Genomic DNA, 20,776 nt, shown 5'->3' with positions numbered 1-20,776 from the left:
ATGGAATTGGCAGCGGGTGGTGCTGCCGGGAAGAGGCCTGCGCTTCAGGCAGGCCAGTCGTGCGGGCAGTTAACGGCTGGGTTTCTTGACCAGCGCGGCTTCGTATTCAGCCTGGGTGATGCGTTTGGCCGTTGTGTTGTCGGAGGTGATTTGATCGGTAGCTTCGTCGTAGGCCACATGCTTGGTGCCTGCCACGATGAGGATGTTGTCTGCGTCGCCCGGGACGGCGGGGGACGTATGCGCTTGATAGCCCACTTTGCCGAGGTTGTTCCAGCCATTCACCGTAAACAGCAGACTGTCGCCATTGCGTTTGATATGAATGAGCGTTGGCGGATAGCGGCCAAGGTCGGTCAGCCAATACCCCACGAACTTCTCCCCGTCAGGCTCCGTCTTGCATCCGGCCAGGATAGTCAGCAAGGAAGCGCCAGAGGCGGCAATGAAATGTCGTCGGTTCATGAGGTGTCCTATGGTGAAAGGTTGATGGGGTGTACCTGGTGCCGCTTGAAGATTGCCCAGGCGTCGGCCACGCTGCTGGCGGGTCCAGCTTTTGTAAGCCAGTACGCCCGCTCGGATGGTTTCAGGATGTTCCACCAGGCCATGCCGCTGGCTTCGTCCGCCGTGGGTGGTCGGTTCAGGCCTGAAGAATTTACGGACATAGCTCTGGCCCCTCCGTTTCATGTGCCGGCCCCTGGGGTTGCAGGGGGTGATCGAAGCGCACGCTGATCAGGTCAGCGATGCGCTGCCAGTCGGCGGGTTGCGGGCGGTGGCCATCGGCCTCATGGATGTGCAGGCTGTAATACTTATGCACACCTTGCTCGAAATATTCGCGATCTTCACGCGGGGTCGAGGACGAGAACCAGAGGTACGGCGTATGCCGTGGGTCCGAGGCGGAGGGCGAATCCATGCCGTGGTCCTGAGCGATACGCTGCAATTCATTCGCATCGACGGCTTCGCGCTCGATGACGGCTTCGCCTTGGCTGAATTGCCCTCGATCCAGATCATCCTGGGTCCAGCGTTCGCAGTAGATCGAGATCAGGAAGGTGTCCGCTGCGGCCGTCGATTCCGGCATTTCCAGGCCCAGGCGGTTGTAAAAGGCGTGATCCTTGAGGGCTTCCTGACTCTGCTGGATCTGTTGCCGTTCCAGGCTACGGACGTGTTCAGTCCGGCGCCGATCTGCGTCATGTTTCATGAGGGGGTGTCCTGTGGAGATGGCCGGTCATGCGTGACCGGCGTGGTTACTGGCGAGCTTGCTTGACGGCGGCCAGGTAGACCGGCAACCAGGCGGCAGGGTCGGTCCCGGCCTGGGCGACGGCGGCTTCGGCGATTTCCGCCATGTCCGGACTGCCGGAGAACACCAGCAATTCGTCGTCGCAGCCCGATAAATCCAGTTGGGCGACGGTGACGCTGGCCCCTTGCTTGACCAGAAACTTGCGGCTGGCTTCGCCCAGGCTCTGGAGCAGTTCAAATTCCGCGACCGTCAGGCCAAAGCCCTCGATGTAGTCGCGGGCGCAGGCCTTGGGGTTGGGCAAGAGAATCAGGGTGGCCGTTTGCTGCACCAGGGATGCGCCGACAGGGTTGTCGAGGATGGCCCCCGGTTCCTGGGTCGCCAGCGCCAGCACCCCGTTTTTCTTGCGGATGGTGCGGGCCGCGTCCTGCATGGACTCCTGAAAATGCGCGTCTTTCAACGGGTGCTGGCACTCGTCGTACAGATTGATGATGCGCCGCCCATCGTGCAGCGCATCGACGCGGTGTTTCAGGTACAGGGTGGCTGCGCCGCGCACTTCGTCATCGTCCAGCAATTCCGTCAGATCAAAGCCAAAGAGGGCTGGCCGGTCACTGCCGGTTTGCAGGTTCAGATCGTCCGTGGGGTTGTCGAATACCCAGCCGTATTCACCCCCCTGGCACCAGGGGGCCAGGCGGGCGTGGATGGTGCTGCGGGTGTCGTCCTCACTGTAGGGGTTGGGCAGCAAGGTGTTCAGGGTGGACAGCGTTCTGGCCGGTCGGTCAATCAGCGTGGTCAGTTGCTGGACCGCCTGGGTGATGTCAGCCCGTTGCCGGGTGGTGACGGCTTCGCCCTGGCGTTCGGCCAGGTAGATGACCAGACGCACCATGAAAGCGACATTGCCCTTGGTGGGTTCCATTTGAAAGGGGTTCCAGCCGGTCGGCTCCCCCAGGCGGATATTGAAGTACCGCCCGCCCAGGGCCATGATCAGCACTTGCATGCCCTGGTCTTTGTCCCAGACCACGCAGGCAGCCCCGAATTTCTGCGCCTGGGTCAGCAACATGCCTTGCAGCACGGTTTTGCCGGTGCCCGTCATGCCGATGATCAGGGTGTTGCCCGGGCGGCGTTTGCCGGTTTCGTCCAGGTCTTCCGTGGAGGCATGGAAGTTGAAGAAAAAGGGCGATCCCGTCTGCGTTTTCAGCATGGTGACGGCTGGCCCCCAGGGGTTTCCGGCAGGCTTGCCCGTCAGTTGGTTGTGCAGGCTGGAAAAGCACAAGAAATTCAGGGAGGTTACCGGCACGGGCCGGGGCCGCCAATGCCAGTTGCCCGGCAGTTGCGCCCAGAACCCGGCTTCCAAGGCCCGGTCCAGGGGCCGAAAGCCTACGGCGTCTTCGGCCAGGGCGGTGGCCGTCTGCGCCAGCGCCTGACGCACGCTGTCTGCCGAGGTGCCATACACCAGGAGAGTGGCATGATGATCCCCCAGGCCCAAGCGGGCCGAGGTCAGATCGTCCATCACATCGGTCAGTTGCGTGACCTGACTGACCGAATCGTCACCCGAGTCCAAAAGCAGCTTGTGGTGTTTCTTGACGAGTTTTTTGGCGGCGGCTCCTGTGTGACTGCCCCAGGATTGCGTCAGCACAAACTCGTGGGGCAGGCCCAGCAGTCGGTCCAGGTGGCCTGGTTTGGTAGCTTCCGGGTAGTCGCGCAATTCCATCATGCCAAAGAGGCGTGACCCGGCGACGGTGCGCAGTTCGCCCAACTCGCCGTGGCGGCCAAAGATGGGACGGGCCTGCGGCAGGGTTTCGCGCAGCCGTTCCCGGCTGATCGGCACGGGCCGATGAGTGCCCGACAGCAGGAACCCCAGAAATTCAGCCGTTTCGCTGAACGCCAGCCCCCGGCGATCCACGATGCCGAGGATCTGCGGATCGTAGCGGTACAGTCCTGCGGTCAGTGCCCGCACGGCGCTGTCCAGGCGCTCGATGGATTCATCCTGCCAGTGAGCCAGGCGTTTTGCATCCGCCTTTTCCAGGCTGGCGAAGGTGCCCAGCACAGGGTCTGCGACGGGGTGAATCAGCACACTCAGGTACAGGTCATTGACCATTAGCCCCGCGGTGTCGAACGTCGCCCGGTAGGCCGCATCAAAACGGGTGGCGAAAGGTTGTGCAAACGTGCTGTCGGGGTATTCTGTCACACGCCTGCGGATGATGTGCGAATACAGGCCGAGCGAGCCCATGGGTAGGCCGCGCAGCACATTGTGCAGGGCCTCGATCCAGTCTTTCAGTTCAGCCTGGCCGTAGGCGTCCGGTGCCCGACCAGCGACCTTGATGACCGCCAGGTATTCGTGGTTGTCGCAGGCAATGATGCGGTCGGTGACATGGTGGGAATAGGGCAGATAACGGGAAACCAGCCGTTCATCAACGGCCAGTGCGGTGGCTGCGGTCATGGCAGAGTCCTTCGGGAAAGCAAACGGCGCCAGGGCCGGTTGCGGTGGTAGCCCTGCGGGGCATAGCTGGAACCGCGCCAGAATCGCTGCTGGCGATTCGTGCGACGGGTCTTGAGTTCCAGCCAGAGGATGTCGATGGCTTTGTCGTCATCGCGGGTGAGCATGGCCAGCGTGGGCATCACGACCAGCAGTAGTCCCCACCAGGCCAGCCCGGCTGTCATGGCAATGATGGCCACGCATGCGAACGCGCCGAGCATCAGGGTGGTGGGGATGCCCATGAAGGTCGCCTTGCGGCCCAGGCCTTTGAACACGGGATAGGTGTTCGGGGGCTGATGGTCGGGAGACTGGTCTGTGTGGCCGGTGCGGGCGGCGCGTGTGCTGCTGGTGCGGGTCGCCATGGCTTACTTCCAGAGCAGCACAACGAGTTCGGCTGCGGACCCGGCCAGCAGCACGCCAATGCCCCAGCGGATGGCGTCATCCTTCCTCATCACTTCGGCCGAGTACAGCACGAAGATGATGACGCCGATGATGACGGCGGCAATCGGCAGAATGATGTCCAGATTGTCTTTGAGGGTTTGCAGCGTGGTTCGGGCGCGAGACAGACCGCCCAGAGACTGCGCCCATGTCGCATGACTGACCATCGCTAGTATCCAGAGTGTCACCAGCCTGTCCATGAAATGTCGCGGGGTTGTCTGGAGTGTGAGGTGTGGCAAATTCTGCATGGCATGACTCCTGCCCCAGACGCCGGCAGGCGTGTTGGGGTGTGGGGTGGGAAAAGAAAGGGAGAGGCTGCGGGCCGCAGGATGCGGTGCTGTGGGGGATCAGTGGGCCGGTGGCTGAAAGCCATCGGCGATGGGATGTGCCGTAAAGCCGTCCGGGGTGCCGGGTGGCGGGGTTGGTGTCTGGGCGGGTGCAGTATCCTGGCTGTCCGCCGTGGCGGGTGGCGTGTCGTCAGCGGATGCCGCATCGTCGGGGACTGGCTTGAGAGCTGGGACCACGATGCCCGCCTGGGCCAGTACCTTGCCCACATAGCCATTGGCAAAGCCCCGCGTGAGGTTGCCGGTGTTGTAGCAAGACAGTGCCGCCCGCAAGGCTTGTTGCGGGTGGCGATGGTGGCGCAGCGCCCTGGCGTAGCAGGCGGATAGCACGGTCTGGGCAGCGGTCAGATTCTTGCAGGGATCGAAAACCGTTGTGCTGTCCAGGCCCAGCCAGTGCCAGTTGCGCACGTTGATCTGGCCCAGGCCTGCGTCGAAATCCACGCCTTGGGCCATCAGGTCTTGCGCGGTGCGCTGGGCTTCTTCCAGGGTGCCGGGTTGCTGGATGGAGGCCTGGCGCTTGCTGTTCACTCCGATGGCGTATTGCCGTGCGCCCGACTCGTGGCGAATCAGTGCGTCCAGCGTGACCGGGTGGATGTGCGATGCGCAGGCAAGGGCGAGGGAGGCCAGGGCAGGAAGCATGGCGCGGCCCCTTTAGAAACCGGCCCGGTGCCTGGGGTCGGACAATGAAAAATTCCAGCCTGCGGCCCATTGGCCGTTGTGATCCGCGTCCCATTTGGCCTGGGCCGCGTCATAGTCCACGGCCTTGACCCAGCGCCCGCCCATGGTCGGGCGACCGACATAGCGGATGGACAGTTCGTAAGTCCAGGCGTGATCGTTGTAGGCCACGCACCAGGCGGGCAACTGCGTCAGCGTCACGGTGGGCAGCGGTTGGACTTCGTAGATGGGTTCCCGGTTGCCGGTGGATGCGTCGTATCGGTAGCCGCGCAGTCGCCATTTGTAGGCGGTGTCCGCGTAGCTGCGATTCAGATAGTCGGCATCGCACTTGCCTGCGCCGTGTGAAATGGCGTCCACCCGGTCGGCCATGCCGGGTTCCGTGGCAGCAGGGCATTGCGCCAGGAAGGCGCGGCGGGCGGCAACCGTCGCATCCCAATCCAGGCCATGCCGGTTGTATTTGAGGATGCCGAAATAGTGATCCAGTGATGGGCTGCATTCGCCTGGGCGCAGGCTGGACGACAGGCAGAGCGTGGCTTCGCAGGCCAGGCGCGGGATGCCGGTCAACAGGTTAGCGTCGGCGGTGCCGGAGGCATGGGCAAAGGGAGCCAGGACGCAGGCAAGCGCCAGCGCCCCGGCCCGCAAGGCGGGAAGGGTGTGCATGGGAGATTTCCTGGGGAGAGGGGACAGCAGGTGGCCGAAGGGTGGCCTGGGAGGGGTTAGCGGCGTTGCAGCAGTGTCTGTTGGGCCAGGGCGATGTGTTCGGGCTTGGCCATGGCCCGCACCAGATGGGCGGTTTCAACCGCAGCGGTGCGGGTATCGCGGAGCTGGCCCAGTTCGGCCACGATCTGGCGCAGCAGCGTCAGTTCTTCCTGTAGCGTGTCGTCGGCAGCTAGACGGCGGCGGATGTAATTGGACAGTGACAGGCCGGATATGGCCGCTGCTTCGCCCAGACGCGCAGCATGAGCCGAGGTCACCCGGATGCGGATGACTTCGGAGAGAGGTTCATTCATGGTGATTTCCAGGAAGAATGGAGCGATTCGGCCTGACCATCGCGCTGGCTACTGCCAGAGGGATAGCTGCTCCCATCGTGGTGGGAAGCCCATGGCCCGGGTGGGTGGCTTGTGTTGCTCGATCAGGGCTTTTAGCCGTTGCCTCCAGCTATGGTGCGGGGCGACGATGTCCATGCAGTGCAGCAAGAGCGTCAGCGTGTTGTATATCTTGCGGGAGCCTGGCTGGAACTGATGCAGCAGGTTTTGGGGCTTGGTCTTTGGAATCAGCGGGGTGATGGTGAACTCCCGGTTCCATAGGCGGCTATGGTGTGCGCAGGTGTTTCGCACCACCGTCAGGTGGTGCAACCAGGAACCCAAGACCTTCTCATTGACGGCGTAGACTGATGCAATGGCGCTGCGAGTCTGCATGGGTTTGAGATTGCCGTACCAGCGCGAGAGCAGCCCCAGGGACATGACCTCGCAGACTGCCCAGGCCGGGGGCAATTTCTCCGAATACGTTGCCAGCAGGTGTCTGATGAACACTTCATCGGACCTTTGAACCTCTTTTTCCAGTTTCGTAAGGTCGGATTCCCAACGGCCTCGGTTTGCGGCCAATCCGGCGTCCAGGTACGCATGGGGGCCGTGTCGCTGGGAGACTTGGTAAGCCCATTGGCTGCGGATCGAAACTTCAATGCGTTCTATTGCATCCAGCACCAGCAGGCGTAGGCTGCGGTCGAACAGATATAGGTTCAGAACGTCCGTGAAACGGGTGCTCGGGATGAAGGTATGGGGCGTGTGGGTGGCCTCAAAGGGCAACCAATAGGCGCTGAGCCTGTAATAGTTCAGGTGCTGTAGGTAGAATTCCGCTGCCGCATGGTCATCAACGTCCATTCCGCGCCGTTCGAGGATGGCTACCTGTTCGGCATAGGTCGTTGCCGGTTTGGCGAAGGGAAGAGGATGGCATGTCATTGCAGGCCCATCCGTCTGCTTATTGCTGTTTCGCGGGCCAGAAATGAGTAACCCGCCGGTTTGAGGGTGTACTTTCGTACATAGCCTTGGCGGGTCTTGTCACCATCAATTATACATGCTTCGGGCGACGAAAGGAATTCCAAGCCCTGTCCAATATCAGATGAGTCTGAAGGGGGCCTGGTGATTCCAACATCAGATGAGTCTGGAGCTTTGGCCGCGGGTCGTCGATCATCGGGAGATGATCTTGACCTTACACGACGAACGGCTCACCAGCCTGGAGAGCCTGGAACAATTCCTGGCCGGCACCGCTGGCCTGGAGCCACAGGTCGCCGCTGGCACCCAAGCGCAGCGCCAGGTGCACGTCCTGTCGGTGCTGCAGCGCTTTCGATACCCCTCGCTCACTCGCGTCCAGAAGGGACTGGTCATCCGCTACCTGCTCGCGACCAGTGGCTACTCACGCCAGCACCTGAGCCGATTGATCGCCCGATTCCGCGATCACACCCCGCTTGGGCAGCGCCACGCGCCCGCGCACGGCTTTACGCGCCGCTACACCGAGGGGGACATCACCGCGCTGGCCAGGCTCGATGCCCTGCACGAGAACCTGAGCGGGGCGGCCACTCGCCACCTGTGCCAACGCGCCTGGCTGGTCTACGGCGACGCGCGCTATGAGCGCCTGGCCACGATCTCCGTCTCCCACCTGTACAACCTACGCCACCAGGCGCGCTACCGGCAGACGCGCGGCCACTGGGAGCCGACCCGACCCAGCCGAGCCGTCTCCATCGCGATCAGGAAGGCCCCCGAGCCCGCAGGCCGCGCAGGCTTCATTCGCATCGACAGCGTGCACCAGGGCGACTACGACGGCATCAAGGGCGTGTACTACATCGACGCCGTGGATTGCATCACCCAGTGGCAGGTCGTCGCCTGTTGCGAACGCATCTCCGAGGCGTTCCTGCTGCCCGTGCTCGAACAGATGCTCGCCTGCTTCCCGTTTCGCATCCGCGGGGTTCATGCCGATAACGGCGGCGAATACATCAACCACCGCGTGGCCGCCCTGCTCGACAAGCTGAACGCCGAGTTCACCAAGTCCAGGCCCCGCCACACCAACGACAATGCCCTGGTCGAGGCCAAGAACGGCGTGGTCATCCGGCGCACCTTCGGCTACGCCCACATCCCGCAAAAGCACGCCCGGCCCATCAACGCGTTCTGTGAGCAGCACCTCGTGCCCTACCTGAACATGCACCGCCCTTGCCTGTTCCCCGAACAGACGATCGATGCCAAAGGCAAGATCCGCACCACCTACCCTCAAGCGCTCGTGCGAACCCCGCTGGAGAAGCTGCACAGTCTGCCGGCGCCTGCCCGTGGGCTCAAGCCCGGTATCACCCTACAGAGCCTGCTCATCCAGGCGCGGGCCATGAGTGATAATGAAGCCGCCGAACAGCTGCAAAAGGCACGCTCGGCGCTGTTTGCAACCATCCATCGACGATCCGCCGCCAAGGCCGCCTGAACAGCCTGTTCTCTGCAAGTTCAGACTCATCTACGGTTTGGAAAAGACTTTCCAATTTTGGGTTCATGCGTGGGTCCCGGCGAATTTTCTGAACTGGATGATATTGCTGATCGTGGGCTTGGATGCCTGGGGGGATGACGTTCCTGTCTCGCAGGCAATCAGAAAATCCGCCCACATGGCCAGCGCCTGCCGCCGCTCGGGGATTTCTTCGCGGACATCGTAGATGGCCTCCATGCCTTTGAGCGTGTGGTTCAGCGCGATTTCCGAGATTTCCCGAGAAACACCCATGTTTCTCAGGTGCCCCTTGGCGGTTGATCGGGTGTCGTGTGGCGTAAAGTGCCTGATCGGAATGTCCTGGCGGTCAAAGGCACGTTTGAAAGCGGCCCACAGGGTTGTGGTTCCAACGTGGATGTCTCCCTGGTGCTTGCGCCGCCGTCGCTCCTGACGGGCTGGCAGCAGGTAGATGGATTCGCCGGACAGGTTAATCAGCGCTTCAAACCAGACGGCAACGGCAGGCACGATGGGAACCAGGAATCCTTTTCTTGTTTTGACCGCCTCATCTGGAATCCACCAGACGCCGCGATCCAGAAACAGATCCTCTTTTTTGGCGCTTGCCAGTTCGATGCCACGCACGCAGGTGGCGAGCAGGATACGGAAGGCCAGTGCGTTTTCTATGCCAATGATGTCGATATCCGGCAGCAATGCCCGGAGCTCATTTTCTTGCAGCATGATGCGTTGGCGAACTGGAGGGCGTGGTCCCATGATGGCCGACAACCGAATCCCTGTGCAGGGGTTTGCCGGAATCAGCATCTGGCCGCAGGCATGATCAAAAAGCATGGATGCCGAGGTCAGGATGCGTTTGCTGACGGTCCAGGTGCGCTTTGCTTCTACGAGCATCCCCACGATGTCTATGGATGTGACGGATGAGGTCAGTCGGGAGCCTAGGTGGGGCAGGATGACTTGCTCATAGTCAGACTTTCGATACTCGATTGTGTCCGCCGCGTAATCTGGTTCAACCAGAACCTTGTCCTGATAGTCCTTCACCAGTTCACGGATGGTCCAATCGGCTCGAACCCGTGTTTTCTCGGATTGTTTTTCGATGGCTGGATCATTACCGCCATCAATGGCTGCACGGTGTTTTCCTGCAAGAATCCTGGCTTCTCGCAATGAGATGTCGGGATAGTTGCCCAGCGTGAGTTCACGCCGTACAGCCTGACCGTTGTGGCGGGTGCCCAACCGGTAGCGCAGTACCCATGTCGCGGTACCAGAACCAGAGAGCGTGAAAGTCAGCCCGCCGCCATCAGATCGGGCGACGGGTTTGCGTTGCGCCACCCAGTTGCGAAGCTGGATGTCGTTGAGTTTATTCGTTGAATTTGCCAAGACTGCCCCTGGCTAGGTGTTCCTGGGTAGCTAGCGATCTGAATCGCTGCTAGCTACCCACCTAGCTACCCGGAAAGGGTGTGATGCCAGGGGTCATCATGGCATGCTCAGAAGCTGAAATTCAAGACGTTGTAGTTAAATAACAGCATGTTAGGAACGTATTGGCGCAACTTGAGACGCTAATCCGAAGTGCAGGTGGCGAGTTTCATGGGAAGCGTGCTCGTTCGGGGGCAAAGGCCCTTATGGTATCAGCCGCTCTGGCCGCCCGCCTCGACGCCCCCATACCCCAGTCTCGGTGCCGCCGCCTGTCCTGGCAGCGCGGCGGTTTTGCCACCGCGCTGATTCTTCAGCCGGAATGTGGCGACCAACTGGGCCAGGGTGTCGGCCTGCGCCTGCAGGCTGGAGGCGGCGGCGGCCGATTCCTCGACCAGACTGGCGTTCTGCCGGGTGACGTCGTCCATCTGCGTGACCGCCGCGTTGATCTCCTCGATGCCGGTGGTCTGTTCGCGGCTGGCCGCGCTGATCTCGCCCATGATGTCGGTGACGCGGTTGATGCCATCGACGATGTCCTGCATCGTGGCGCCCGCGCGCGAGGCCTGCTCATTGCCCTTGGCGGTGGATTCCACGGAGGTGTCGATCAGGCCCTTGATCTCCTTGGCCGCGCCGGCCGAGCGCTGGGCCAGCGCGCGGACCTCGGAGGCGACCACGGCGAAGCCGCGTCCCTGTTCGCCGGCGCGGGCGGCCTCGACCGCGGCGTTCAGGGCCAGGATGTTGGTCTGGAAAGCGATGGAATCGATGACGCCGATGATGTCGGCGACCTGTTGGGACTTGGTGTTGATCTCGCTCATGGTGGAGACGAGCTCGGCGACGATGGCGCCGCCGTCGGTGGCGGTCTTGGCGGCGGAGGCGGCCAGGGTGTTGGCCTGCTGGGCGTTGTCGGCGTTCTGGCGCACGGTGGCGGTGATCTGCTCCATGGTGGCGGCGGTCTCGGCCAGGGAACTGGCCTGCTGCTCGGTGCGCGAGGACAGGTCCAGGTTGCCGGCGCTGATCTGGGCCGAGGCCGAGGCGATGGAATCCGCGCCGGTGCGCACATCCTGCACGGTCAGCTGCAGGCTGGTCACCATGTCGTGCAGATTGTGTTCCAGCGCAGTGAGTTCGTCCTTGCCCCGGGGCGTGACGTCGTGGTCGAGGTCGCGCCTGGCGACGGCCTCGGCCAGCGCCATGGCCTGTCGCAGAGGCAGGGTGATGGAACGGCTGATGCGCCAGGCCAGCAGGATGCCGCAAGCCAGCGCCAGGATGGCCGCCAGTGTCACGAGGATCAACGTTCGCTGGCCGGCTTGCTGGCTTTCGGCGAACAGCTGTTTTTCGCGCTTCTGCTGGAAGGTGTAGAGTGCGTCGATCGAATCCTGGTAGGCGGCGATCAGGCCCGGCATGTCCTGCAGGAAGAATTTGTTGGCCTTTTCGATGCCGCCCTTTTTCTGGTCCTCGAGGGCGGTCTTGCGCTGGCCGGTATAGTTCTTGCGAGCCTCCAGCACTTTATCGTACAGGACGCGGGCCTCGGAGGTCTTGATGAGTGTGCCGATCTGGTCCTGCAGGGTGGTGATGTGCTTCGACGTGGCGGCCATCTTCGTCTGGATGGCCTCCCGCGCCGCAGGGTCCGGGATGTGCGTCAGGGCGAGCGTGCGTTCCCCGTTGACCTCGACGGAGCGCGCCCATTGCAGGATCTTGGCATTGATCTCATTGCGGATCTGGACGGTCTCGCTGTTCTTCAGGTTTTTCTGCGTTTCCCGGACCCCCAGACCGGCCAGCAGCACAGTGATCAGGATCAGAATACCGAATCCGAGCGAAAGTCTCGTGCTGATTTTGATGCCGCGCATGCTCATGATGGCTCCTTGGAGTCGGCGGGGAGACGGCGCGAAAGCACGCGCGCAGTCGTTTATGCGGAAACAGAATGAAATAATGCTATCTTTAACATGGGAAAAAACTGGAGAGTGCGTCGAAATGACCCCAGGAAGCCGGGTATTTAGACGCTAAGGCGGTATCCGGGGCTTCGCGGCGCAAAACGCGGGGTCGTTCCGGGTGCCCTATACTTTCCGCATGAAGCTTTCCGCGCCGAGTCGGCCATTCCGCACCCCGTGCACGCTCTGGATCTGGACCCTGTGTCTGGCCCTGGCGCTGCGCGCGCTGGTGCCGGCGGGCACGATGCTCGATGTCGAGACCCGGGGCGGCATGTTCCCGAGTCTTGTGCTGTGCCCGATGCAGAATCCGGGCCTGTCGATGGACGGCCATCATCATTCCGACGACCGTCCGCAGTCCTATGCCAGTCCTCTGTGCCTGCTGGCCCAGCACGCTGGCGGCTCGCCCTTGCCGGCGGCGATTCCCCCGCCGGCATTGGCCGCGATGGCGGCGGTTGCGCCGGCTTTTCCCGGAATCGTCGCGCCGTCGGCGCGGCGCGTGCGCGGGGCTCCTCTTGGTTCCCGAGCACCGCCCCGATCTTTCATCTGATCGTTCATTTCTTCGTTCACGATTCATTTGAAAGGCATCCTCATGAAATTTTCTCTTGCCGCAGGCTTGATGGCCTTGCTCGGCCTGGCGACGGCCGCCCAGGCCCATGTCACCCTGGAAACTTCCCAAGCCGCCGCCGGCAGTTATTACAAGGCGGTGCTGCGAGTCGGCCATGGCTGCGATGGCGCCGCCACCACCCGGCTGCGCGTGCGCATTCCCGACGGTGTGCTGGCGGCCAAACCGCAGCCCAAGGCCGGCTGGACCCTGGACCTGACCCAGGGCAAGTATGAACGGCCCCAGACCCTGCACGGCGCGCCGGTGGAAAGCGGCGTGCGCGAAATCAGCTGGCGCGGCGACCTGCCGGACGCGTACTACGACGAGTTCGTGTTCCGCGTCTATCTGTCGGAGGCGTTCAAGGCGGGGCAGACCGTGTACTTTCCGGTCGTCCAGGAATGCGGGCAAGGCGTGTCGCGCTGGATCGACACCTCGGGCGATCCGGACGCGCAAGGCCCCGCGCCGGGCGTGAAGATCGTGGCACCCGCCCATGAGGAAGGGGGCGGCGGCCACGGTCATCACCATTGAAGGCCGCTCTCGTCCTGGCCGCCTGCCTGCTGGCGTGGGGCCAGTCGGTCTGGGGGCATGCCGCGTTGGTGTCGGCCGACCCGCCGCCCGGTGCCGTGCTCGACCGGGTGCCGGCCGCCGCCGTCCTGACGTTCAACGAACCTGTCAGCGTCACCGCGCTGCGTCTGCTCGGTCCCGAAGGGCTTTCCGTAGACGTGAAGCCGGCGGAGGCCGGAGGCAGCCGGATCCGCGTGCCGTTGCCCGGCGACGCGGCCCGGGGCGGCTATCTGCTGAGTTGGCGCGTCGTGTCGGCGGACGGGCACCCCGTGGGCGGCACGCTGGACTACGCGGTCGGTGCGTCCGTCGGGCCGACCGGGGCGGCTGACGCCGCCATGCCCGGCGCGCGCCAAGCGGCCATCTGGCTGGGTCGCTGGCTGGGCTACGCTTGTCTGTTCGCCTGCGCAGGCGCGGCCCTGTTCCGGGCCCGGGATCTGTCGGATCGCCAGGACTGGATCCGGCCCCTGGTCTGGATTGGCCTGGGCCTGCTGCCCGTGAACCTGGGGCTGCAGGGACTGGACTTGCTGGATCTGCCCGGATCGGCCCTGCTCGGCCGGCCGGCCTGGGTGGCCGCCCTGGACAGCCGCTATGCCTGGACGCTGGGCCTGTCCGCCCTGGCCTTGCTGGCGTCGGCGGGGGCCTTGCGCGCCCGTCGGACCGGGACGGCGCGCGGCTGCGCGGGCGCCGCGCTGGCTCTGGCTGGCGCGGCGCTCGCCGTCAGCGGCCATGCCGGCACGGCGCCGCCTCAGTGGCTGTCGCGCACCCTGGTGGTGCTGCACGTGGCGACGGCGGCGGCGTGGCTGGGGGCGTTCGCGCCGCTGGTCCGCCTGCTGGGCGCCGGCCGGGACGGAACCGTCGGCCCGGCGCTTCTAGCCTGGTTTTCCCGCTGGATCACGCCCGTCGTGGCCGTCCTGCTGGCGAGCGGGGCGGGGCTGGCGCTGCTCCAACTGGATCGGTTTGCGGACCTGTGGCGCACGTCTTACGGCATCGTCCTGAGCGTGAAGCTGGCGCTGGTGTGCGGGCTGCTCGCCATTGCGGCGTTCAACCGCTGGTCTTGCACCGGCCCCGCCCTGGCGGGCGAGGCGGCGGCCCGAGGACGGTTGCGGCGCAGCATTCTGGCGGAGACCGCCGTCGCCCTGGTTCTGTTGGGGGTGGTGTCGCTCTGGCGCTTCACGCCGCCGCCGCGCAGCCTGGACGCGGCCGGCGCCGAATCCGGCGTATCGCACGGTCACGGCCCCACCGCGGCGGCGTCCTTCGTGCTGTCCGATGGCCGGGCGCGGGCCGCCGTGACGAGGTCCGACGGCGCCTGGTTCATCCTGTTGACCGATCCGGCGGGCAAGCCCCTGATGGCCCAGGGCCTGACGCTGTCGCTGAGCAATCCGCAGGCCGGCATCGAACCGCTGCGCCGTCAGGCGCAACGGCTGGCCGATGGACGCTGGCGTGCCGAGACGGGCCCCTTGCCGTCATCCGGCATCGGACAGTGGCGGCTGGGCGTGGAAATCCTGGTGGACGATTTCGAACAAGTGGCGCTGGAGGGGACGTTGCCGCCCTGAACAGGCGGCGTGCCGCTTTTGGGGACCGTGCGCATGAGAGTGCGCATGAAAGTGCTGCGACTCCCCGCCGCCTCCTTTAGAATCTCCCGTTCGGAGACCCCGCATCCATAAAAGGCCTGACATGAGCTCACTCCAGAAAGAAATCGATGAACGCACCAACCTGACCGGCACCAACCGGTTCGAACTGCTGCTGTTCCGCCTGGGCACGGATGCCGTCCTGGGCCAGTCCGAACTCTTCGGCATCAACGTGCTGAAGGTCCGTGAAATCGTGACCATGCCCGCCATCACGCCGATCGCCGGCGCGCCGAAGTTCTCGCTCGGCGTGGTGCACCTGCGCGATCAGGTGATTCCCGTGTACGACCTGCCCGCGATCATCGGCTGCAAGCTGTCGGCCGCGCCGACCCTGATGCTGGTGACGGAGTACGCCCGGACTACTCAGGCGTTCACGGTCGAGTCGGTCGAGGACATCGTGCGGCTGGACTGGAACCAGGTCATCTCCGCCGAAAACACAGGCACGGGTCCCAGCCTGATCACCAGTATCGCCCGTCTCACCGAAGGCAGCGGCGACGAAGCGCGCCTGGCCCAGGTGCTGGACGTCGAGGCCATCCTGCAGGCCATCACGCCCGAGGAAAACCGCCACCAGGTCGATCCCCGTGAGGTCGGGGACAAGTTCGCCCTCAAACCCGGCACCGTGGTGTTGGTGGCGGACGACTCCTTCGTGGCCCGCGCTCTCATGGAGCAGACCCTCAAAGCCATGGGCGTTCCCTACGAGATGGTCAAGTCCGGCCAGGAGGCCTGGAACCGCCTGAACACCCTGGCCGCCGCCGCCGAGGCCGAGGGCAAGACCATCCACGACAAAGTCTGCCTGATGCTGACCGATCTGGAAATGCCCGAAATGGACGGCTTCACGCTGACGCGCAACATCAAGCAGGATGCTCGCTTCAGCGCCATGCCGGTGGTGATCCACTCGTCCCTGTCGGGCTCGGCCAACGAGAACCATGTGCGCAGCGTCGGCGCCAACGGCTACGTCCCCAAGTTCTCCGCGGAGGAACTGTCCAGCGCCATCCGCAAGGCGCTGGGACACTGATTTTTACCGCCGGGCCGCCCCAAGGTAAAAACGCCCCACCTGGGGGATGGACCCGGACGCGGGACAGTCCCTTGCGGACTGGCCTGCGCCTGGTGAATCCGAGCGGCATGCAGGCTGCGAGGTGGACAGCAAGCCGCAGGCGCGGCGTGGGGGCATTTTTCGTCATAGGAATCGATCATGCAAGACATTGTCATCGTGGAAGCCTGTCGTACCGCCATCGGGGATTTCGGCGGAGGCCTGAAAGACGTCTCACCTTGCGAACTGGGAGAACTGGTGGTGCGCAACGTGCTGGAGCGCGCGGGCGTGGCGGCGGCCGACGTGGGCCACGTCGTCTTCGGCCACGTCATCAACACCGAGCCGCGCGACATGTACCTGTCCCGCGTGGCGGCCTTGAACGCGGGCATCCCCCAGGCCGTGCCGGCCTTCAACGTCAACCGCCTGTGTGGTTCCGGCCTGCAGGCCATCGTGTCTGCCGCCCAGGTGCTGATGCTGGGCGACGCCGAGGTCGCCATCGGCGCCGGAGCCGAAAGCATGAGCCGCGCGCCTTACATGGCGGTGGGCCAGCGCTGGGGGTCGCGCATGGGCGATTCGCGCCTGGTGGACATGATGACGGGGGCGCTGTCCTGCCCGTTCGAGAAGTATCACATGGGTGTCACGGCCGAGAACGTGGCGCAGAAATACGGCATCAGCCGCGAGGACCAGGACGCCCTGGCGCTGGAATCCCACCGCCGCGCGGCCCGGGCCATCGAGCAGGGGTACTTCAAGTCGCAGATCGTGCCGGTGACGCAAAAGACTCGCAAGGGCGAGGTCGTGTTCGACCGGGACGAACACGTGCGCTTCGACGCCAGCCCCGACAGTTTCAACAAGCTGAAGCCCGTCTTCGCCAAGGAAAACGGCACTGTGACGGCGGGCAACTCGTCCGGCCTGAACGACGGTGCGGCCGCCGTGCTGCTGATGACGGAACAGGCCGCCCGCGCCCGGGGGCTGACGCCCATGGCCCGTCTGGTGTCCTACGGCCATGCCGGCGTGGACCCGCAATACATGGGCATCGGGCCGGTGCCAGCCACGCGCGCCGCCCTGGCGCGCGCCGGCCTGACCCTGGACCAGATCGACGTGATCGAGGCCAATGAGGCTTTCGCCGCGCAGGCCTGCGCGGTGTCCCGCGAACTGGACCTCGACCCGGCCAAGGTCAACCCCAACGGCAGCGGCATCGGCCTGGGGCACCCGATCGGCGCCACGGGCGCCCTGATCACGGTCAAGGCGCTGCACGAACTGCGGCGCGTCCAGGGCCGCCATGCCCTGGTCACCATGTGCATCGGTGGCGGGCAGGGCATCGCCGCCATCTTCGAGCGCCTGTAGGTGGCGCGACCTCGCGCCGTCCAGGACGCCCGGCGGTCGGCCGTCGAGGCCGACCTGCCGACTCTGTCGGAGGAAGACGGCATCCGCTACCTGCACTTCGATTCGGAATGGATCCAGGGGGCGATGCGCATCGCCCGGCCGTCCGAACTGGTGTTGGCCTATACCCAGCAGATGATGGCCTGGCTGTTGTTCGCGCCGTCCGGCGCGTGCGATCGCATCGGCATCCTGGGACTGGGCGCGGGGTCGCTGCTGCGCTTCACTCTGCGGCATACCCGTTCCCGGGTCGAAACGGTCGAGCGCAATCCAGCCGTCACGGCCCTGTGCCAGGCGTTCTTTCGCCTGCCGGGCGGCGCGCGGTCCGTCGTCGATCATGCCGACGCGCGCGACTGGGTGGCCGAGCCGGGCAGGGCGGGACGCTACCGGGCGTTGATGGTGGACCTGTACGACAGCCGGGCCGAGGGTCCGGTGTGCGGCGATCCGGATTTCTACCGGGACTGCCATCGGATCCTGGACGAGCCGGGCGTGATGAGCGTGAATCTCTTCGGCCGACACGAGAGCTTCGAGGAAAACCTGCGGGGCATCCGCGCGGCCTTCGGCGGGCGCGTGCTGTGCCTGCCGGAAATCGACGAGGGTAACACCGTGGCCCTGGCCTTCAAGGGCGATGCACTGGAACTGTCGCGCCAGGACCTGCTGGACCGAGCCGAGCGGCTGGAATCCCGCACCGGCCTGCCGGCGCGGCGCTGGGTCCGGTCACTGCTGGTCCGGGCCTGAAAGGCCGGTTCACGCGATGAATTCCAGCCCGCGTCGGCCCCTGCGCGTGTTTGACAGCCTTCGAAATTCCCCCTAAAATTGCGTTCTTTCCTGAAGGCGGTTAGCTCAGTTGGTTAGAGCGCTACGTTGACATCGTAGAGGTCGCTGGTTCGAATCCAGTACTGCCTACCAGAATCTCGCAACGGTTGCCCAGCCGTGCCAAAAAAGCCGCTTAACCCATTGGTTTCGCGGCTTTTTTGCAGGGGTCTCCAGGCGCAGCCCGGACTCGATAGGGGTGATGCCCCCATCAGGCCGGGATTCCGGGCTCCTCGTCCGCTGCCGGTTCTCCAGTAAACGTCACCGGCTGTTGCGGGCGTTCATTGACGATCAGGTTGAAGATGTCCGGCCGGGAGTAGTGACCGGTCGCATCGAAATCCAGCCGGCTGCGGGCGACGTCGTCCAGGTCCAGATCCGCGTACAGAATGGCTTGTTCGTCGAATACGGGGCCTGCGAGCACTTGGCCCAAGGGGCCGATGATGCAGCTTCCCCCCCGCATCATCACCGTGTCGGGATCGAGGTCTTCGCCAATGTCGTAGTCCAAGGGGAAATCCTTGCGCCTCATGACCTGGCAGGACGACAGTACGAAGCAGCGGCCCTCCAGGGCGATGTGCTGAGCCGTGGGCAGCCAGGTGTCGCGGTCATCGGCGGTTGGTGCGCAATAAAGCGTCACCCCCTTGGAATACATGGCCGTTCGTAGCAGTGGCATATAGTTTTCCCAGCAGATGACGGCACCCAATCCGCCAAATGGCGTATCGAACACGGGTAGGGTCGAGCCATCGCCGAACCCCCAGACCAAGCGCTCGCTGCCGGTTGGCATCAGCTTGCGGTGCTTGCCAAGCAGTTTGCCTTCGGGTGAGAAGAATACGACGGTGCAGTACAGTGTCATGCCGGCCCGCTCGATGACGCCGATGACAAGATACAGACCATGTTCGCGCGCCAGGGCCCCCAGGCGCGCTGTCACCGGGCCGGGGACTTCGATGGCGCTGGCCCAGTAACGCCGGAAATCTTCACGGCCTTCGGGTCGGCGCTGCCCGATCCGGCAGCCGAAATCCAGCCATTTCGGATAGGCTGAAACGAAGGCTTCGGGAAAGACCGCCAGCTGTGCACCGCCCTGTGCCGCTTCCGCAGTGAGCTGTTGGAGCTTGTCCAGCGTGGCTTCGAGGTCGAAGGCGACGGCTCCGGCCTGGATGACTGCTGCTTTCAGGGTGTTCATTGTAGTTTCTCCGTGAAGGTTGGAATTCAAAGGGCCCGGGCTGAATGGCTGTTCATGGACACGCTGCCGCGTTCGATGGCGTAAGACCGATCGACGATGCCGCGGGTATAGGTGTAGTCGGATTCTGAAATGAGGACAGACAGGCCCTTGCCCTTGAGTGCCATGATGACGTCCACCAGCCGCTTGCACAGCGTCGGCGCAACCCCTTCGAATGGTTCATCCAGGAGCAGGGCTTCCTGGCCGATCATCAGCGCCCGCGCCATCGCGACAAGCTTCTGTTGGCCGCCGCTTAGGCTCAATACTGTTCAGATAGTATTTTTTGAGGGATAATCTCTATCTTTATCACCCCAAGGTGAGGTAGAGCGGATGTCCCGAACGCGCAAGGTCCTTGCGGCCAAGGTAGACGTGGCGCATCTGATCAGCGCGGGAGTGCTGGCCAGCGTGTGTCCGAGGTCGTTGATCGAGGAAGTGTTGAGCGCGACGGGGCGAGCGAGCCAGCGCGAACGGCAGTTGCCGGCCCCGGCGGTGGTGTACTACGTGATGGCGCTGGCCTTATGGCGTGAAGCGCCGCTGGAGGAAGTGCTGCGGGTGGTGTGCGAGGGCCTGCAGTGGCTTGGGGACGGGCGAGCCCAGGCGGTGCAGGCGAGCAAGTCAGCCATTTCGCAGGCGCGCAGCCGCCTGGGCCCGCAGGTGATGCGCGAACTGGCCAGACGGGTCTTACGACCCTTGGCGGGGAACGATGCGCCTGGATGCTGGTACCGAGGACTACGGGTAATGGCCTTGGACGGCAGTTGCCTGGATGTTGCCGACGAGCAGGCCAACGCTCTGCATTTCGGCTATCCGGCCAGCGGACGCGGGCAAAGCGCGTTCCCGCAGACGCGAGTGCTTGGGCTGGTGGAGTGTGGCACGCATGCGGTGGTGGCGGCCGAACTGGCGCCCTGCGCGAGCAGCGAGCAGGCCATGGCGGCACAGATGCTGCCCCAGGCACTCAAGCCGGACATGCTGGTGCTGGCCGACCGCAATTTCTTCGGCTTCCCGCTGTGGCGCAGCGCGTGCGCCAGTCAAGCCAAGTTATTGTGGCGTGCCAAGACCGGACGGCCTCTGCCCGTCGAGCAGAGGCTCGATGATGGCTCCTACCTGAGCACGATCTTCGAGAGCGGGGACCGGCAACGCCGCAACGGCCAGCGCGTGCGTGTCATCGACTACACCTTGCAGGCAGCCGCCACACCGACCGAGCACAGCTACCGGCTGGTCACCAACCTGCTCGATCCCGAGCAGGCGCCTGCCCTGGAACTGGCGGCTCTCTACCATGAGCGCTGGGAGATCGAAGGCGTCTTCGATGAGCTCAAGACTCATCTGAAGGCCAACAGCACCGTGCTGCGCAGCAAGACTCCGGACCTGGTGCAGCAGGAGTTCTGGGGGCTACTGCTGGCGCACTTTGCCATCCGCCAATTGATGACCCAGGCCGCCTGGCCACGCGGGTTGGACACCGATCGGCTCAGCTTCATACATGCCGTGCGCGTGATCAAGCGCAAGTTGCCGCAAGCTGCGGCCATTCCCCCCTCAGCGCTTGGCTGACTGGCTGCGCAACCTGCTCGCTGAGATTGCCCAGGGCCGCTGCGTCAGCAGTC

At 64.2% G+C, this 20,776-nt stretch carries 21 protein-coding genes and 1 tRNA gene; 9 read left to right on the top strand and 13 right to left on the bottom strand.

The genetic code is table 11. The annotated features are described in order from the left end of the window. Window positions 1-69 precede the first annotated feature (69 nt). The 9 genes from ACTPOE_RS04310 to ACTPOE_RS04270 all read right to left on the bottom strand — a co-directional run bounded on the left by ACTPOE_RS04310 (window position 70) and on the right by ACTPOE_RS04270 (window position 7,116). Entirely contained in the window at window positions 70-456 is a 387-nt protein-coding gene (locus ACTPOE_RS04310; protein ID WP_368649162.1) for a hypothetical protein, read from the bottom strand. A 190-nt stretch (window positions 457-646) separates the two neighbouring features. Continuing rightward, window positions 647-1,189, bottom strand: a complete 543-nt coding sequence (locus ACTPOE_RS04305; RefSeq protein WP_368649161.1) for a hypothetical protein — start codon at window positions 1,187-1,189, stop codon at window positions 647-649. 46 nt (window positions 1,190-1,235) lie between these two features. Next, the gene (locus ACTPOE_RS04300; protein WP_458870995.1) at window positions 1,236-3,665 is read right to left on the bottom strand and encodes a VirB4 family type IV secretion/conjugal transfer ATPase; all 2,430 of its coding nucleotides are present in this window, start codon (window positions 3,663-3,665) and stop codon (window positions 1,236-1,238) included. Beyond that, a complete protein-coding gene (locus ACTPOE_RS04295) occupies window positions 3,662-4,063 on the bottom strand; it encodes a VirB3 family type IV secretion system protein (protein WP_320349501.1) in 402 nt (133 codons plus the stop codon). The genes ACTPOE_RS04300 and ACTPOE_RS04295 overlap by 4 nt, the downstream gene beginning before the upstream one ends. Before the next feature lie 3 nt (window positions 4,064-4,066). After that, a complete protein-coding gene (locus tag ACTPOE_RS04290; RefSeq protein WP_368649488.1) occupies window positions 4,067-4,387 on the bottom strand; it encodes a TrbC/VirB2 family protein in 321 nt (106 codons plus the stop codon). A gap of 99 nt (window positions 4,388-4,486) precedes the next feature. Continuing rightward, window positions 4,487-5,122, bottom strand: coding sequence for a lytic transglycosylase domain-containing protein (locus ACTPOE_RS04285; RefSeq protein ID WP_458870994.1), 636 nt, complete (start codon window positions 5,120-5,122; stop codon window positions 4,487-4,489). 12 nt (window positions 5,123-5,134) lie between these two features. Beyond that, complete coding sequence (locus ACTPOE_RS04280) at window positions 5,135-5,818, bottom strand: TrbM/KikA/MpfK family conjugal transfer protein (RefSeq protein WP_458870993.1); 684 nt, start codon at window positions 5,816-5,818, stop codon at window positions 5,135-5,137. A gap of 56 nt (window positions 5,819-5,874) precedes the next feature. After that, window positions 5,875-6,168 carry a plasmid mobilization protein gene (locus ACTPOE_RS04275; RefSeq protein ID WP_368649155.1) on the bottom strand — a complete coding sequence of 98 codons (294 nt, stop codon included), beginning with the start codon at window positions 6,166-6,168 and terminating at the stop codon, window positions 5,875-5,877. A gap of 48 nt (window positions 6,169-6,216) precedes the next feature. Continuing rightward, window positions 6,217-7,116, bottom strand: a complete 900-nt coding sequence (locus ACTPOE_RS04270) for an Abi family protein (protein ID WP_458870992.1) — start codon at window positions 7,114-7,116, stop codon at window positions 6,217-6,219. Between the two features lie 238 nt (window positions 7,117-7,354). On the opposite strand from ACTPOE_RS04270, the gene ACTPOE_RS04265 reads away from it, so the two are divergent. After that, a complete protein-coding gene (locus tag ACTPOE_RS04265; protein WP_458870343.1) occupies window positions 7,355-8,620 on the top strand; it encodes a transposase family protein in 1,266 nt (421 codons plus the stop codon). Between the two features lie 63 nt (window positions 8,621-8,683). Here ACTPOE_RS04265 and ACTPOE_RS04260 read toward each other — a convergent pair whose 3' ends face one another. Beyond that, a complete protein-coding gene (locus tag ACTPOE_RS04260; protein WP_458870991.1) occupies window positions 8,684-10,000 on the bottom strand; it encodes a tyrosine-type recombinase/integrase in 1,317 nt (438 codons plus the stop codon). A 248-nt stretch (window positions 10,001-10,248) separates the two neighbouring features. Continuing rightward, window positions 10,249-11,883 carry a methyl-accepting chemotaxis protein gene (locus ACTPOE_RS04255; protein ID WP_458870990.1) on the bottom strand — a complete coding sequence of 545 codons (1,635 nt, stop codon included), beginning with the start codon at window positions 11,881-11,883 and terminating at the stop codon, window positions 10,249-10,251. Window positions 11,884-12,097: 214 nt separating this feature from the next. On the opposite strand from ACTPOE_RS04255, the gene ACTPOE_RS04250 reads away from it, so the two are divergent. The 7 genes from ACTPOE_RS04250 to ACTPOE_RS04220 all read left to right on the top strand — a co-directional run bounded on the left by ACTPOE_RS04250 (window position 12,098) and on the right by ACTPOE_RS04220 (window position 18,064). Beyond that, window positions 12,098-12,505, top strand: a complete 408-nt coding sequence (locus tag ACTPOE_RS04250) for a DUF2946 family protein (RefSeq protein ID WP_458870989.1) — start codon at window positions 12,098-12,100, stop codon at window positions 12,503-12,505. A gap of 42 nt (window positions 12,506-12,547) precedes the next feature. After that, entirely contained in the window at window positions 12,548-13,087 is a 540-nt protein-coding gene (locus ACTPOE_RS04245) for a YcnI family copper-binding membrane protein (RefSeq protein ID WP_458870988.1), read from the top strand. Then, window positions 13,084-14,676, top strand: coding sequence for a copper resistance CopC/CopD family protein (locus ACTPOE_RS04240; protein ID WP_458870987.1), 1,593 nt, complete (start codon window positions 13,084-13,086; stop codon window positions 14,674-14,676). The genes ACTPOE_RS04245 and ACTPOE_RS04240 overlap by 4 nt, the downstream gene beginning before the upstream one ends. A gap of 121 nt (window positions 14,677-14,797) precedes the next feature. Next, a complete protein-coding gene (locus ACTPOE_RS04235; protein ID WP_458870985.1) occupies window positions 14,798-15,763 on the top strand; it encodes a chemotaxis protein in 966 nt (321 codons plus the stop codon). Window positions 15,764-15,940: 177 nt separating this feature from the next. Continuing rightward, on the top strand, window positions 15,941-17,122 hold the full coding sequence (locus tag ACTPOE_RS04230) for an acetyl-CoA C-acyltransferase family protein (protein ID WP_458870984.1): 1,182 nt from the start codon (window positions 15,941-15,943) through the stop codon (window positions 17,120-17,122). Then, window positions 17,123-17,893, top strand: a complete 771-nt coding sequence (locus ACTPOE_RS04225) for a class I SAM-dependent methyltransferase (RefSeq protein WP_458870983.1) — start codon at window positions 17,123-17,125, stop codon at window positions 17,891-17,893. It abuts the gene before it with no gap. A 94-nt stretch (window positions 17,894-17,987) separates the two neighbouring features. Further along, window positions 17,988-18,064, top strand: a tRNA-Val gene (locus ACTPOE_RS04220). A gap of 115 nt (window positions 18,065-18,179) precedes the next feature. Here the strand turns inward: ACTPOE_RS04220 and ACTPOE_RS04215 are convergent. Continuing rightward, window positions 18,180-19,145, bottom strand: coding sequence for a nitrilase-related carbon-nitrogen hydrolase (locus ACTPOE_RS04215; RefSeq protein WP_458870982.1), 966 nt, complete (start codon window positions 19,143-19,145; stop codon window positions 18,180-18,182). 26 nt (window positions 19,146-19,171) lie between these two features. Beyond that, the gene (locus tag ACTPOE_RS04210; RefSeq protein WP_458870981.1) at window positions 19,172-19,444 is read right to left on the bottom strand and encodes an ATP-binding cassette domain-containing protein; all 273 of its coding nucleotides are present in this window, start codon (window positions 19,442-19,444) and stop codon (window positions 19,172-19,174) included. Between the two features lie 67 nt (window positions 19,445-19,511). Here ACTPOE_RS04210 and ACTPOE_RS04205 point away from each other — a divergent pair, with 67 nt between their 5' ends. Next, the gene (locus ACTPOE_RS04205; RefSeq protein ID WP_458870980.1) at window positions 19,512-20,723 is read left to right on the top strand and encodes an IS4 family transposase; all 1,212 of its coding nucleotides are present in this window, start codon (window positions 19,512-19,514) and stop codon (window positions 20,721-20,723) included. Window positions 20,724-20,776 lie beyond the last annotated feature (53 nt).

The organism is Castellaniella sp. WN, from assembly GCF_054457555.1.
This window is presented reverse-complemented; position numbering and strand designations above follow the sequence as displayed.